This window comes from Acinetobacter sp. YH01022 (assembly GCF_013420235.1).
GTDB lineage: Bacteria > Pseudomonadota > Gammaproteobacteria > Pseudomonadales > Moraxellaceae > Acinetobacter.
In genome coordinates, this window is the sequence record NZ_VOYP01000021.1 from 1 (window position 1) to 14,739 (window position 14,739).

The 14,739-nt window shown below is 44.0% G+C and carries 11 protein-coding genes; 7 read left to right on the plus strand and 4 right to left on the minus strand.

All coding sequences use genetic code 11. The features are described 5' to 3' along the window. Positions 1-287: 287 nt before the first annotated feature. From FTT87_RS09095 to FTT87_RS09110, 4 genes are all read left to right on the plus strand, one after another. Positions 288-1,247 (plus strand): VacJ family lipoprotein, encoded by a 960-nt coding sequence (locus tag FTT87_RS09095; RefSeq protein WP_180174715.1) that lies wholly within the window; start codon positions 288-290, stop codon positions 1,245-1,247. A gap of 112 nt (positions 1,248-1,359) precedes the next feature. Further along, complete coding sequence (gene gigA / locus FTT87_RS09100) at positions 1,360-2,328, plus strand: RsbU family protein phosphatase GigA (protein ID WP_086197449.1); 969 nt, start codon at positions 1,360-1,362, stop codon at positions 2,326-2,328. Between the two features lie 113 nt (positions 2,329-2,441). Further along, the gene (gene gigB / locus FTT87_RS09105; protein ID WP_086197450.1) at positions 2,442-2,960 is read left to right on the plus strand and encodes an anti-anti-sigma factor GigB; all 519 of its coding nucleotides are present in this window, start codon (positions 2,442-2,444) and stop codon (positions 2,958-2,960) included. A 24-nt stretch (positions 2,961-2,984) separates the two neighbouring features. Next, the gene (locus FTT87_RS09110; protein ID WP_180174716.1) at positions 2,985-3,809 is read left to right on the plus strand and encodes a carbon-nitrogen hydrolase family protein; all 825 of its coding nucleotides are present in this window, start codon (positions 2,985-2,987) and stop codon (positions 3,807-3,809) included. A 129-nt stretch (positions 3,810-3,938) separates the two neighbouring features. Here the strand turns inward: FTT87_RS09110 and gspE are convergent, their stop codons facing one another. Beyond that, the gene (gene gspE, locus FTT87_RS09115; RefSeq protein WP_180174717.1) at positions 3,939-5,426 is read right to left on the minus strand and encodes a type II secretion system ATPase GspE; all 1,488 of its coding nucleotides are present in this window, start codon (positions 5,424-5,426) and stop codon (positions 3,939-3,941) included. A gap of 93 nt (positions 5,427-5,519) precedes the next feature. On the opposite strand from gspE, the gene FTT87_RS09120 reads away from it, so the two are divergent. Then, complete coding sequence (locus tag FTT87_RS09120; protein WP_086197453.1) at positions 5,520-6,350, plus strand: hypothetical protein; 831 nt, start codon at positions 5,520-5,522, stop codon at positions 6,348-6,350. 9 nt (positions 6,351-6,359) lie between these two features. Further along, entirely contained in the window at positions 6,360-7,286 is a 927-nt protein-coding gene (locus FTT87_RS09125; RefSeq protein WP_180174718.1) for a mechanosensitive ion channel family protein, read from the plus strand. Positions 7,287-7,386: 100 nt separating this feature from the next. On the opposite strand, the gene FTT87_RS09130 is transcribed toward FTT87_RS09125, so the two are convergent. Then, positions 7,387-10,101, minus strand: coding sequence for a DUF2339 domain-containing protein (locus FTT87_RS09130; protein WP_180174719.1), 2,715 nt, complete (start codon positions 10,099-10,101; stop codon positions 7,387-7,389). 163 nt (positions 10,102-10,264) lie between these two features. On the opposite strand from FTT87_RS09130, the gene polA reads away from it, so the two are divergent. Continuing rightward, a complete protein-coding gene (gene polA, locus FTT87_RS09135; protein ID WP_180174720.1) occupies positions 10,265-13,030 on the plus strand; it encodes a DNA polymerase I in 2,766 nt (921 codons plus the stop codon). A gap of 261 nt (positions 13,031-13,291) precedes the next feature. Here polA and FTT87_RS09140 read toward each other — a convergent pair whose 3' ends face one another. Both FTT87_RS09140 and proC read right to left on the minus strand, forming a co-directional pair. Beyond that, entirely contained in the window at positions 13,292-13,861 is a 570-nt protein-coding gene (locus FTT87_RS09140; RefSeq protein WP_086197458.1) for a YggT family protein, read from the minus strand. A 27-nt stretch (positions 13,862-13,888) separates the two neighbouring features. Then, positions 13,889-14,719 (minus strand): pyrroline-5-carboxylate reductase, encoded by an 831-nt coding sequence (proC, locus tag FTT87_RS09145; RefSeq protein WP_180174721.1) that lies wholly within the window; start codon positions 14,717-14,719, stop codon positions 13,889-13,891. Positions 14,720-14,739: the final 20 nt, after the last annotated feature.

A 14,739-nucleotide genomic window follows, 5' to 3' on the forward strand; every position in this document is an offset into this window, starting at 1 on the left:
ACTTTCTTTCTAAAACCAAATCTCAACACTTCGCGCTAAGTTGCTGTTTTATCAGAAGTTTTAATCTTCATCACCGCCGATGGATGTGCATTCTACACCATCCCAAACCCAATGCAACTCCTTTTTTTAACTTTTCACACCATAAGGGTATTTTTTAGCCATTTTGGTATTTTTTCCTACATATTTTGATCAAATTTGTTTTAATACGCCTGTTCAAAGACCTGTTAATATATTCAATTACGTATTTTGCTTTAAGTACCGGCTTATATAGAACTCTAGGATTTTTTATGCGTCACTTTCATTATATTTGGGCTAGCTTTTTATCTTTAGGGTTAATTTCTCCTGTATTTGCGCAGGATTTAGTTGCTCCTTATGAAGCACAGAATACTTCAGAGCTACAATCTGCTACAGCACAAACTCAATCTGCTCAACATACCAACTCCAGACTTGAAGTATTGAAAGAATTAAAAAACATTAAAGCCAAAGATTTGAAAGTGGATGCAAGTGCAACTCAACCTGAAAACCAGAAAGATCCATTACAACCCTTAAATAGACAGATCTTTGCTTTTAATGAGGTATTAGATCGTAAGGTTGCCCGTCCTCTCGCGATTCAATATAAGGAAAAAGTTCCTAATGAAGTACGTGGCTCTTATCGCCAGTTTCGTAAAAATTTAGGGGAACCATGGAATGCAGTAAACCAGTTGATTCAAGGCCGTCCACTTCGTGCCGCGGAATCTTTAGGTCGCTTTACCGTTAACACTCTAACCACCCTAGGCTTTGCCGACCCTGCTCGTCGTATCGGCTTATATGTCGAAGAAGAAAATTTTGGCACTACGCTAGGTTATTACGGTATTTCTTCTGGTCCTTATCTAGTCCTGCCTGTGTTTGGCCCTAGCACTTTCCGTGATACTTTAGGTCTGATTGTCGATGGTCAAGCCCGTCCCCAAAAGTATATTTTAGAAGATCATGATGGAGTGTACTGGGGTGAGCAAATGTTAGGCGGTATTGATGCACGTTCCCAGCTTTTAGACATTGAAGATGTTTTACAAGGTGACAAATATGCGGCAATCCGTGATATTTATTTACAGCGTAAAAGTTTTTCCATTGCTGAAAAGAGAGGTCTAGAACCTGAAACCATGTTCATTGAAGATGATCAGGACAGCAATGAAGATCAAGATCAACAAAGTAATCCTGATTCATCCAATGATGAAATCCAAGAAGATGACGTAGACACCACAACCAAATAAGTCGTATCTATTTAACAGCAATATGATCAGCACAGCATCTTCCTTTGCTGATCATTAGATTGTTATAGTACAACTCTAGATGATATCAATTTAAGGGTCATACAATTTCTTTATGTATTTCATTCAACCGACTCGCAATATTCCTTATTTAGATCAGGTACTCAGTGCACTTCCCGGTGTGCAAATGATTCACATAGATGATATTAATTTATATGATCCGACCATTTTAGCGATTGCTGATGTACAAGACTATCTGACTCACCAATGGTCACTCCCGACCATCGTCCTGGCTTTTGAAAATGAAGGGATGGCATTGGCTCAGGCATGGGAATTGGGTGCTTTAGCCGGCTGGATCTGGAACAAGCTGCCACGTGATCCGGAAGCTTCCTTATTAAAAATTGATGCCCAATACAAGCGTAATCAGGATAGTCGTGACCTGCCTTCAGCAGCAGAATTACAAAAACGTTTACTTCCCAACCCTCTAGAATTAATAAACTATAAGGTTGAAACCCTGTTTCAACCTTCTGCCTATCTGTCTGGTGACTGGTACGATTACTGGAAAATCAGCGATAAAGAAATCATGTTTTATCTGGCTGATGTTTCCGGACATGGGGTCACCAGCAGTCTACTGACATCCTGGATGGCGGCTTTTCATGGCCGATCCAAAACACCCCGTGAATTGATTAAAAAGCTGAATGGCATGCTGGTTCAGGAAAATATCGAAAAGCACATTACCATGATTGCAGGCGTTCTTAATTTAGAAACCCATCAATTACGCTGGTCCAGTGCCGGACATTATCCTCCTGCCATTATCTTTGAACCCAATCAGCCGCCTAAAATTTTAAACACCAGCAGTTTCCCTTTGGGGCTGACTGAAGACCTGGAAGTGGAAGAATTCGAATGTGTGCTAAATCGACATGCCCGGTTTATTATTTGTTCAGATGGTGCACTGGAACCGTTTGATGGCGGGCTGAATGAACAATTTGAAAAATTAGTCTTTCATTTGCAGAATCAATCCTTTCAGGCCCCTGAACATGTGGCAGACGACATCGCCATCTTAAGTTTACGCCGAATGAATTAATCGTATAATCAATATGTTAACTTTCAACTAAGCGATATACGACTCTAGGCTACTTGAGTCTATAGTGGCCCTATGTGATAATTTTAATATCCTTCTCTGCAAATGGCATTTATATGTCAACAGGTCATGTTGAATATGCAAGCTTGAATGGAACGCATATTTTTAAGCTTATTGGCGAAGTGCGTGCTCAATCTTGTATTAGTCTAGACAAACTTCTTAGTAAAATTGAACAGCAATCAAATGTCGTTGGGGCAATCGTAGATTTAACCCAAACCACATTTATTGACAGCACTGTTTTAGGTGTACTGGCCAAGCTGGGTTTAAAGCTGAAACAGGTCCATCAAATTCAGGCAGTCATGTTATCCACCAATCCGGATATTACTACCTTGGCCAATAGCATGGGCTTGGGACAGGTCTTTGTGATTTTAAATTACTGTGGTGATCCGAAAGTATGTACTCGCGAGCTAATCGAAGAGCACATTACCCATAACGCAATGTTAACCACTGTTCTAGATGCACATAAAACATTGATGAAGTTAAATGAAAGTAACCAAAACATGTTTGAACCTTTGGTGAAACAATTACAAAAAGAACAAGACACCTTAGAACAAGTGTCGCAGCAAAATGTATAAAAATGATGATTTAGAGCTTACACCATGACTTTACTCTCTGTTGCACAAATGAATTCCCAGGATGATATTGAAGCCAATTTCATCGTGATCGAGTCATTGGTACAACAAAGTAAAGCCGATGGTGCAGAGCTGATTGTTTTCCCGGAAAACTTCGTCTGTTTTGCAGGTGGAAAACAACGCGAGACCGCAGCACAGTTTGAAAGCCTTCAGCAACGTCTGGAAAAACTGGCACATCAATATCAAATCTGGATTGTAGCAGGAACACTTCCCTGCCCATTCCGCCCAGATGGTTCCATCATTAGTGATGGCCGTGTACGTACCGTCAGTTTATGTATTAGTCCTGAAGGGACTGAAGCACGTTATGACAAGATTCACCTGTTTGATGTACAAGTGGGTGATGTTGTGGGTGGCTATCAGGAATCTCGATTCTTTGAACCGGGTACTGATGTAGTGATTGCAAAAACCCCGTTTGGTAATATTGGCTTAATGGTGTGTTATGACTTGCGTTTTCCGGAACTGGCATTAACCTTACGCAGTCAAGGTGCAAACATACTTACCGCACCATCAGCATTTACCTACACTACCGGCCAAATGCACTGGCAATTACTGCTACAAGCCCGTGCGATGGACAACCAATGCCAGGTTTTAGGTGCAGCTCAACAAGGCTGGCATGGTGAAAAACGCCAAACTTGGGGGCATGCAGGCGCTGCTAACTCACGCGGGCAGTTGTTGGCAATAGTAGAGAATGAAGGCACTCAACTAATTACCGTACCGTTTGATTTAGCCGAACAAACCAAAATCCGTGAGTCAATGCCTTTGATGCAGCACCGTCGTTTGCTGCAATTCTAAACTTAGATTTTTTAATACCCATAAAAAAGGTTGATCAACAAATACGATCAACCTTTTTAATTTTAAGTACAGTGCCACAAAGCTTTACAGATAGTTTTTACCATTACAGATGATCAGTCATGATCCCACTTATTCGGCAGCTTCATTGGTCACACGCAGTACTTCCTCCAAAGTGGTTTTTCCTGCCAGTACTTTACATAAACCATCATCGCGGATTGAACCGGACTGTTTACGCGCATAACTTTCCAGCTCATATTCCGCAGCATTGCCATGAATCAGACGGCGCATCGGCTCATCCACAGGGACAATTTCATAAATCGCTGTACGTCCCATAAAACCGCTATGCGAACAGTGATCACAACCTTTCGGTTTCGGTAACTTCAGTTCAGCTCCAACATCCAAATGCCTGAAAATTTCGGTTTCAAACGCATCTGCATCATGCCATGTGGCACAGCGTGAACATAAGGTTCGAACCAAACGCTGGGCAATCACTCCAATTAGGGAGCTGGCCAGCAAGAACGGTTCGATGCCCATATCTTTTAAACGGGTGACTGCACCAATTGCGGTATTGGTATGTAATGTCGATAAAACCAAGTGACCAGTTAAGGATGCTTGCACGGCAATTTCGGCGGTTTCCAGATCACGGATTTCCCCGACCATCACCACATCCGGGTCCTGACGCAGCATGGCTTTTAAAGCACGGGCAAAGGTCATGTCTACTTTACTGTTGACCTGAGTTTGTCCGATACCTTCCAGTTGATATTCAATTGGATCTTCAGCCGTCAGAATATTTTTTGAGCCATCATTCAGGTCAGACAAGGCTGCATATAAGGTGGTGGTTTTACCCGAACCGGTTGGTCCAGTCACCAGAATAATGCCGTGTGGACGATGTACCAGATGGGTTAAGCGTTCATAATCCGGTTGCATTAAACCCAGATGGGTCATATTCAGACGTCCGGCCTGCTTGTCCAGTAAACGCATGACCACCCGTTCACCATGTGATGAAGGCAGCGTCGAAACCCGCACATCCACTTCACGTCCAGCCAGTCTTAAAGACATACGGCCATCTTGTGGAATACGCTTTTCAGCAATATCCAGTTTGGCCATGACTTTAATCCGTGACACCAATAATGGTGCCAGTTCGCGGCGTGGCTGCACAATTTCACGCAACTGCCCATCGACGCGTAAGCGTACCGACAGTTTTTTTTCAAAGGATTCAATATGAATATCGGAAGCCCCCACGCGGATAGCTTCAGACAGCAAGGCATTGATCAAACGTACAATCGGAGCATCATCTTCCTGATCCATCAAGTCTTCAGCTTCTGGCACCGAATCTGCCAAACTGAGTAAATCAGGATGATCTTCCAGACCGGCTGCCACTTGCTGCGATTCTCCGGTATCACCAGCAAAACTGGAACTGAGTAACTGATGAAATTCCTGCTCAGAACACAACTGGTGCTGTGCCGGATGCCCCAAATAGCGACGTGCTTCCTGTATCGCCAGCAAGGGCGTATTTTCACGGCGTACAATAAAAGCCTGATTGCCCTCGTAACGCAGCAATACGCCATGACGCTTGGCAAAACTATATGGTATTTGTAATTGTTTAAGTACTTGCATCAAAGTTTATAATGATGAATAAATTGATTTGAGTGTACTCTAAGCATAAGACAGCGTGAAGTCTGTTTTTAATGATTAAGCTATAAAGGAAATATGCCGTTGTCTAAAAACGATGAACTGATAGATGCAGAGCAGCCCAATTTAATCAAATGGTGGGGCGAACAAAGCTTTGAATTGAATCAGCCTAAGGCCTGGCAGTTTGGTTCACTGTTATTTCGTCTGACTCGTGGTCTGCAAGAATGGCGCATGGAATATCATCGTCCACAGGTGCAGTACGACTATGAACAGAAGTGGCATGCGATTGAAGATCCGAATTTTGCTTTTCCGCAACCGCTGAAAGTTGAACGTTATATGTTCAAGTCCACTCACAATAAATTACAGCTGATGCCGCGTCTGGCCGATCGTTCCGTGGTGATTAAACCGGTCGATCCGATTTATATTCCGGCAGGACAGCGCGGTACGCTGTATATCAGCACCCCGTTATGGATTGCAGGCTTTGTCGAAAGCCAAAAAGACCCGCTGTTTGATATTCCGGTGATTCTGCCCAAAGATACCTGGTTCGGGCCCAATCATCGTATCGGTGAAATTTGTTATGCCACCGCGGTCGATGGCCGTACTGAACTGCATCAGCTCAAGCCACGTGCCTTTCGCGCGGTGACTCCAATTGAATTTCATAATACCAGCCATCAGCAGTTACGCTTTGACCGGATGAATGTGCCGGTTTCTGCACTTCCCCTGTTCTACAGTGAAAGTACCGGACGCTTATGGACGTCACAGATTAAAGTTTTGCATGAAGGGTTGGATAAACCGCCACGAATTCGAATTGAAAACCGTACCCCTCCTCATGCGGGTGAAGTAATGTATGTCCATCCACCACGTGAACAGGCAAGTGCTTTATTCAACATGTTTGATTCATTTTTCTAGGGCGGCAATATGGCAGATTCGAATATCCCAAAAGAAATTACCAGCAGCCTCAAAAGTATTTTTACCAATATCAACACAGAACGCCTGACTGAAATTATCGTTGCCGTCGTACTGTGTCTTATTGGTTTTTTAATTGCACGTTTTGTATCCAACACCTTTATCCGCACTGTTGGCTCACGCTTTAATGCCCATCAAAGTCTGGTTTGGCGCCGTGGTATTTTTTATTTCATCTTCCTGATTTTTGTGATGGCCAGCCTGAAAGAAGCCGGTTTTAAACTGAGCGTGTTTTTAGGTGCAGCCGGTATTTTAACTGTGGCGCTGGGTTTTGCTTCACAAACCTCTGCATCCAACCTCATCAGTGGTTTATTCCTGATTGGGGAAGGCTCTTTTGAGATTGGGGATACGGTACAAATGACCCTGATTCGCGGACATACCATTGAAGGTGAAGTGATTTCAATTGACCTGCTTTCGGTAAAACTGCTGACTCAGGACAATGTCTATGTACGCGTACCAAACGAACAGCTGATTCGTGCTCCCGTCTATAACCTGTCCAAATTCCCGATTCGGCGTATTCCCATCACTTTAGCCATTAACTTTCATGAGGACATCATTAAAGTTCGGGAAGTATTGCTGGATGTTGCCAATAAATACCCGCTCGTGTTAGGCGATCCAAAACCGGCCGTAACCGTGACTGCCTTCCGTGAATCCTCGATTGAGCTGTTATTCGCCATCTGGTGTAACCGTGAAAACTTCCTGAAAGTTCGTGATGAAATGCAGGAACGCATCCGTAACGGTTTTCTGGACAATCAGATTGAAATTCCTGTACCGAAAATGGGCTTTGTTGATCGTCCCACAACTGTTCAGCCTTTAAATGAGGAAGATATTGATCAGTATGCCAATACCAAAGAAGTAAAGCGTGAGGCGGGGTTAAAATAATTCTTTTAATCATTTAATCCTCCCCATCCCTCCTTTAAAAAAGGAGGGAGAAATCAATTAAAAATAATTCAGATTTAGTCCCCCTTTATCAAAGGGGTATTTAGGGGGATTTTTCATTCAGATGATGTTCAGGAATCGGTGCAATATAAGCAATCAGCAACATCACAAAACCTGAACCCAGGAATGAGATCACCCGGGTTAAAGTGCCGATATGTGAAAGGTCAAACAGCACCAATTTCAAGGTGACAATCACTAAAATACTGCCGCCTAAAATCCACACAGAGCGTAACTGTTTACGGCTAGCCAAGCTCATGGTCATAAAGGCTAAACTGACCCACAGCAAAGTCAGACTCAGTTGAACGGTCGCATTGCCCCACAAAGCCAGCTCATTAAATGGCGTACCTAAATAAATATGTAATGCACGCAGCACAATATAACTGCTAAGCCAGAGCAAGCTCAGCACCATCAGCACCATCAGCACCGCGACAATACCTTTATCCAGCCCCGATTTAACCTGCAAAGACAGCATCCAGATAAAACACGCCAACATGGCAATACTGACCAGATCAAAAGGATTGATGATCGGCAAGATATAAGCCTGAAAGGCTTGCTGGGTAAAAAGTTGCGAACAGACAATCCAGGTTGCCATCAGCACCAAACTGCTGCGGGCTTGCCAGAACATTTTCCAATCTGGATTATCCAGTTGCCAATAACACCAGGCGCAGAACAGCAAAGGTAAAATTACGATACTGATATAAGGCATACTCGGAAGCAGGGTTAAGCTGGTCATGGCCAGACTGGTCAAGGTGCCAAAACTGACCCACTCTTTTTCAGTTCGCACACCCAACATCGGGCGCAGCCACAATGCAGTCAACATCAATCCGGAAAGTGCAAAACTCAGACGGTCAAACATGGTCGGCCAAATAATCATGCCCTGCTGACTTTGATCAATCACAATAATCAGGGCAAAAACAAACACCGGAATCAGCCCCAGCCATTTCGGAAATAGCCAGGTCCAAGTGGCTTTGCAACGCAGCATCAACTCATTGATCAGCAGATAGAAGCCACTGACAATCAACAGACTCATCACCTGCTGTTGAGGGCCGTCAATTTCATCCAGCAACAATACAATCAACATCGTGGTTGCAGACAGCATCTGCAAACAGTGAAAGGCAATGGTAGAACTGCTTAATTGATTTCTAAAAGATTCTCGACTATTCGCCACCACAACCACAGCAAAATAGCTCAGGCATAAGCCCCAATACATTTCACGGGGAAAATCATTCAGCTCTACCAGATAATACAAACTGGACAAGCCAGCAACAATCATCAGCCCCATGGCCAGATAGCGACTGATCTCTGACTGGCGATACAAGGCATAAATAAAAATGATCAGTCCTTCCACCGCCCAGCCGATCACACTCCACTGTTTATACAACAGAATGGGGGGAATCAGGGCCAGGAAAATCAGCATTAAACTGAAATAACTTTGTGAAATCAGTTGCACCGCCTGATGGCGTTTTGAAAGTTGATAAAAACCTGCATACACGGCAGCAAAGGCTAGACTCGCTCCGGCCTGCCAGCGCGTTTCTTCAAAATGCATCAAATAAATAAAAATATAACCGACCAGAGGCGCACCAAAAATCAGGGCGATATCCAAAGCAGGTTTCAGTTTGAACTGTGCCAGATCTTCTTTGGCCAGTAGCTGGCTAAAACGAAAACTCAGCCAGACAAAAATTGCCGTATGCACCGCAACCAATAAGGTTAAAGCATTTCGTTCAGATTCCTCTCCACGATAAAAAGCGTAACCACCGCCAACAATCACTGTCATTAAAAATGCGATTTGATTCAGCATTTTCCAAGGGCGTAAGGTACTTAAGATCGCAACGGCCAGATTGATCACCACATAATAAGTAATCAGTTCAATCGCGGTCGCGTTGCGAACCGGCAGGGTAAACGGTGCAATATAGGCAATGATCATCGCCATCAACGCCAGTTCAATGGATTGCTGTTTTAAGCTGAGAATCAGGGTCACGCCCATGATGAGAGCAAAACACAGTCCAGCGATGGCGAGCGTCGGAATCACCGCATTGTAATAGGCAAAAAACAGCGTCAGGAATAATGCGGCTAAGCCTAAGCCTTCCAAGGCCAGTGCAAAACTGCGGTTTTTACTCTGCATCCAGTAACCGAGGGCCGTTACAGCGCCACTGACGCCTGCAACAATCGCCAGTTTCATCGCCAAACTGAGTTGCCAATGTTCGGTGGCAAAACGTAGCAACAAGATGATGCCAATGACCAGCACCAAGATGGCTACTTTTAAAACTGGATTACCTTGAAAAATCCACTGCTTTAACTGTTCAATCAATTCCGATGACGATGATGCAGGCTGAGAGTCAAGAAATTGAGACGGTCGATTTTCAACAACCGGAGAAGCCAGCGTTTGAGTGTGCTGCAATTGCGTTTGAATCTGGTTCAATAAACCTTCTAAACGGCGTAACCATCTTAAAAAGAAAAAAATCCACGCTGTGATACCCAATCCTACGGCAAACTCCCAATCCAGAATACCACCGACAATGGCAATAATTGAACAAAGATATAAAGGAACTTTAGAGTTTTCCTGTACTGAAATATTTGTTTCTACAGCAATTTGTGCTGCCGGGGACTGGATCACATCGACATATTGCATCACGCTCATGACAAAAGCCAAGCCACATAAATAGGTGAAGATGCGTACATCCAAAAACCAGGCCCCCACCCCGACAATAATCAGTACCATCAGCCAAATCATCCGGATTTCGCCCTGTCCTTTCCTCATTTTTTCTTTATCTCAATCCTGATTAACTTGATCATACAATAGCTGTGACCTTGATTTTTAAGCATTCATCAGATATTCGGTAACACGCATCTTGAATGATGTATCTATGTTCATGGGCAAAATCACGTACAATAAGGCCGATATTTGAATTAGGAATCCTTCAATGCCACCATTTGTTTTGGTCGATGGCTCATATTTTTTATTTCGTGCATATCATGCACTGCCACCACTAACCACTTCGACTGGTTTACAGACTAACGCAATTCGTGGTGCCATTTCTGCCATTCAAAAGTTAATGCGTCGTATTCAACCGACGCATATGGCGGTGATTTTTGATACGCCTGAGCCGACGTTCCGTCATGTCCTATCACCCATTTATAAAGGTGACCGTCCAAGCATGCCGGATGAACTGTCGCAGCAGATTCCCTATCTTCATAACCTGATTCGTGCTTTGGGCATTCCTTTACACACCCTTCCCGGCGCCGAAGCAGATGATGTGATCGGGACCTTGGCTAAACGCGCAGAAGCCAAAGGTTATCAGGTGCTGATCTCGACTGGTGATAAAGACATGGCGCAGCTGGTCACTGACAAAGTGACTCTGGAAGACAGCTTTAAAGACAAGCCGATGGATGTGAATGCTGTCTTTGAAAAATTTGGCGTATGGCCAAATCAGATTATCGATTATTTAACCCTGATGGGTGATGCGTCGGATGGCATCCGTGGCGTACCGGGTGTCGGTGCAAAAACCGCGGCCAAACTGTTGACCGAATACGGCTCCATTGGCGGCATTCTGGAAAATGTCGATAAAATTAAAGGCAAAGTCGGTCAAAGTATTAAAGATAATGTTGAAGGCATTACCCTGGATCATCAGCTGGCCAGTATTGTCTGTGACCTGGATATGGGTCTTTGTTATGAAGATCTAAAACTTGGCGATCCGAATGTTGAAGAACTGCGCCGTCTGTATACCGAACTTGAGTTCCGTAACCAGTTACAATCCCTCGATCATCCGAATAATCCAAACAATTCAGTTTATAAACAGGCGGCCAAGAGTATTGAAACTGAGATCAATACCACTGCTGTCATCAATACTGAAGATGAGGCAGAGCTGACCAGTGTGGATGATCAACTAGGCAAAGCCAATTATCACACCATTTTAACTCAAGCGGACTGGGACAAACTGTTCCAGCGTTTAAGCACTGAAAAACGCTTTGCCTTTGACACCGAAACCACCAGTCTGGATTATCGCGTAGCGGAAATGGTTGGCTTTTCACTGGCTTTTGATGCCAACGATGCCTATTACATTCCGCTGACCCACGACTATGAAGGGGCACCGGAACAGCTGAATCGTGAAACTATTCTGGCGCAAATCAAACCGATTTTAGAAGATGCATCGGTTGAAAAAATTGGCCATCATTTAAAATATGATGCCCACATCCTGCAAAATCACGGCATTGAACTGCAAGGCTGGTATTTCGATACCATGCTGGCATCCTATGTTTTAAATTCTGTGGCGACCCGTCATGGCATGGATGATGTTGCTCGTGTGTATTTGAGTCATTTGACCACCACCTTTGAACAAATTGCCGGCAAAGGTGTTAAACAGAAGACCTTTAACCAGATCGACATTGAAACAGCAGCGCATTATGCGGCGGAAGATGCCCATGTCACCTATCGTCTATACGAGGTATTGTCGAAAAAATTGCAGGCCATTCCTGAGCTGAACAATATTTTGCACAATATTGAAATGCCGGTAGCGCGTGTGCTGACCATTATGGAAGAAAACGGCATCGAGCTGGACCTGAAATTTTTAGATCAGTTGAGTGTCGATTTCTCCAATACCATTCAGGACTTGGAAAACCAGATTATCGAATTGGCCGGTCAGCCGTTTAATGTCAGCTCGCCGAAACAGGTCGGTGAAATCCTGTTTGATAAACTCGGACTGAAAGGTGGCAAGAAAACCTCGACCGGTCAATACAGCACCAGTGAAAGTATTCTGGAAAAAATCGACCATCCGATTACCGATTTAATTTTGCAGTATCGCGGTCTTTCCAAACTCAAAAGCACCTATACCGATGGCTTGCAAAAACAGGCCAACAATGACAGCGGGCGTGTGCATACCAGTTATCATCAGGCTTTAACAGCAACAGGTCGTTTGTCATCGACTGATCCTAACTTACAAAACATTCCAGTGCGTGAAGAAATTGGCCGTCAGATTCGTAAAGCCTTTATTGCACCTGAAGGTCGGGTTTTGCTGGCTGCCGATTATTCACAAATTGAACTGCGTTTAATGGCGCATCTTTCCCAGGATGAAGCTTTGGTTGACGCCTTTAAGCATGGTCAGGATGTACACCGCCGTACTGCAGCTGAAGTTCTGGGTATTGCACTGGAAGATGTCACCAATGACCAGCGTCGTCAGGCCAAAGCCGTTAACTTTGGTCTGTTATATGGCATGTCCGAATTTGGTCTGATTCGTCAATTAGGCTTTACCCGTGAAGAATCGCAAAACTATATCAAGCAATATTTTCATCGTTATCCGGGCATTTATGAGTACATGCAACGTACGCGTCAGGTGGCTTTGGAACAAGGTTTTGTGGAAACCATTCTAGGTCGCCGTTTATATACACCGGATATTAATGCCCGTAACATGATGGTACGTAAAGGTGCCGAACGTGCGGCGATTAACGCCCCGCTTCAAGGCAGCGCTGCTGACATCATTAAAATGGCAATGATTGAAGTGGATAAAATGTTGCCTAAAGATCAAGCTAAAATGCTGTTACAGGTACACGATGAATTGGTGTTTGAAGTCGATGCCGACATTGCCGATACACTGGCACCAAAACTGGCAGAGGTGATGCAATCGGTGATTCAGCTTTCTGTACCGCTGATTGTCGAAGTGGGTAAAGGCAATAACTGGGATGAGGCACACTAATCTTATATTAAGATCCTTCTCGCTTTTAAAGCTCCTTCTCTTACGCCATATATGGCTCAGGGAGAAGGCTGGGATGAGGGTTTTCTAAATAAACCTAGAATTAAATCTGTTTATAAGAAAAGTGGAATTTTCAGACAAATAATTGATTATCTATCTGATAATTTACCCTCTCCTCACCTCTCCCAGAGGGAGAGGAATTTTTCCAATAAAAAAGGACTCCATCGAGTCCTTTTTTATTATTCAGATTTCACTGTCTGAATTTTAAAGTCCAGTCAGAAGTACAATCGCCACTTCATTCATAATAATTTCGGCAATATACAATGCCAAGAAGGCAACAATTGGCGACAGGTCAATCATACCCATATTCGGCAAAATACGGCGGAATGGAGCCAACAATGGTTCTGCCAGCTCTTGAATGACTTCAATATACGGTGAGCGAGATTGAGTAAACATCACCACCCAGCTTAAAATAATCGTTGCAAAAATCAGGTAACGACAGAAGCGGATCAGATCCTGAATCATGGTGACAAAGGTCAAAATCACCAGATGTACCGGACTGTTCGGCATAGCACCTGAAAGGTACATTACCCCAAAAATCTTGAGTAAATATAAAAGCACCACCAAAGCCAAGGCTGCCGAATTGACACGACCTTTTGCCAAGGTGGGAAAGATACGCCCAAACAGATCGACGATTTTTGTCGCTTTCACAGTAGACATGACCACAGGATTATAAGCATTCACCGCTGCAAGCTGCATCAGAAAACGAAAGAATACGAGCAAAATCGCTACGTTAATAATAATGCCAAAAATCAGCGCAGAATTTGCACCCATACTGGAACTTTCCTAAATAAAAACGAGTTATTTGCTACTTTCACTTAGCTCTTGAGCAAGTTCTTGACTGCGCTTTTGCGCGGCAGCCAAAGCGGCCTGAATATTTTGAGAAATGTGCGCACGATCGAATACTTCCAGTGCAGCTTGAGTTGTACCATTTGGAGAGGTCACATTTTTGCGCAATTCTGCAGGTGTATTTGAACTGGTAATCGCCATTTGTGCGGCACCCAATGCTGTTTGCAACGTCAATGCAGTCGCCACTTTTTCATCCAGACCCAGGTTTTTACCTGCACGAATCATGCTTTCCATCATATAGAAGAAATAAGCTGGACCAGAGCCCGATACTGCCGTTACAGCATCAATTTGTGCTTCCGAATTGACCCAAATGGTTAAACCGGTTGCAGCCAAAACCTGACTGGCCAATTCACGATCCTGTGCATTCACAGCTTCCGTTGCATACAGGCCATGTGCTCCTGTTTGCACCAAAGCAGGTGTATTGGGCATAACACGAACAATTCGATTGGTTTCTAGCAGGTTGGCAATCGTCGCGATTTCAGCCCCAGCCACAATCGACATCACAAGTTTGCCTTCAAACAAACCTTTAAGCGGTTTTAATACGCTGGCCAGTACTTGCGGTTTCACTGCAAAAAGTACGATATCGGCATCACGAATGGCAGCAATATTGTCATCCGTCACATGTACATCTTTTTCTGTTAATAAAAGACGGACTTTTTCGACCGGATCAGAAACTGTAATACGTGTTGGCGGCAAGCCACGCGAAATCAGCCCGCCAATCAAGGCTTGGGCCATATTACCGCCACCAATAAAACTAATATTACAATTTAAAGCTGCACTCATGGATTCATACTCGACTTAGA

Bases quoted from the DNA above. Each gene is read 5' to 3' on its own strand.
- FTT87_RS09120 (WP_086197453.1), top strand. From the start codon at position 5,520: ATGCCGTTGTCTAAAAACGATGAACTGATAGATGCAGAGCAGCCCAAT.
- FTT87_RS09125 (WP_180174718.1), top strand. From the start codon at position 6,360: ATGGCAGATTCGAATATCCCAAAAGAAATTACCAGCAGCCTCAAAAGT.
- gigA (WP_086197449.1), top strand. From the start codon at position 1,360: ATGTATTTCATTCAACCGACTCGCAATATTCCTTATTTAGATCAGGTA.
- proC (WP_180174721.1), bottom strand. From the start codon at position 14,719: ATGAGTGCAGCTTTAAATTGTAATATTAGTTTTATTGGTGGCGGTAAT.
- FTT87_RS09110 (WP_180174716.1), top strand. From the start codon at position 2,985: ATGACTTTACTCTCTGTTGCACAAATGAATTCCCAGGATGATATTGAA.
- gigB (WP_086197450.1), top strand. From the start codon at position 2,442: ATGTCAACAGGTCATGTTGAATATGCAAGCTTGAATGGAACGCATATT.
- FTT87_RS09130 (WP_180174719.1), bottom strand. From the start codon at position 10,101: ATGAGGAAAGGACAGGGCGAAATCCGGATGATTTGGCTGATGGTACTG.
- FTT87_RS09140 (WP_086197458.1), bottom strand. From the start codon at position 13,861: ATGGGTGCAAATTCTGCGCTGATTTTTGGCATTATTATTAACGTAGCG.
- gspE (WP_180174717.1), bottom strand. From the start codon at position 5,426: ATGCAAGTACTTAAACAATTACAAATACCATATAGTTTTGCCAAGCGT.
- polA (WP_180174720.1), top strand. From the start codon at position 10,265: ATGCCACCATTTGTTTTGGTCGATGGCTCATATTTTTTATTTCGTGCA.
- FTT87_RS09095 (WP_180174715.1), top strand. From the start codon at position 288: ATGCGTCACTTTCATTATATTTGGGCTAGCTTTTTATCTTTAGGGTTA.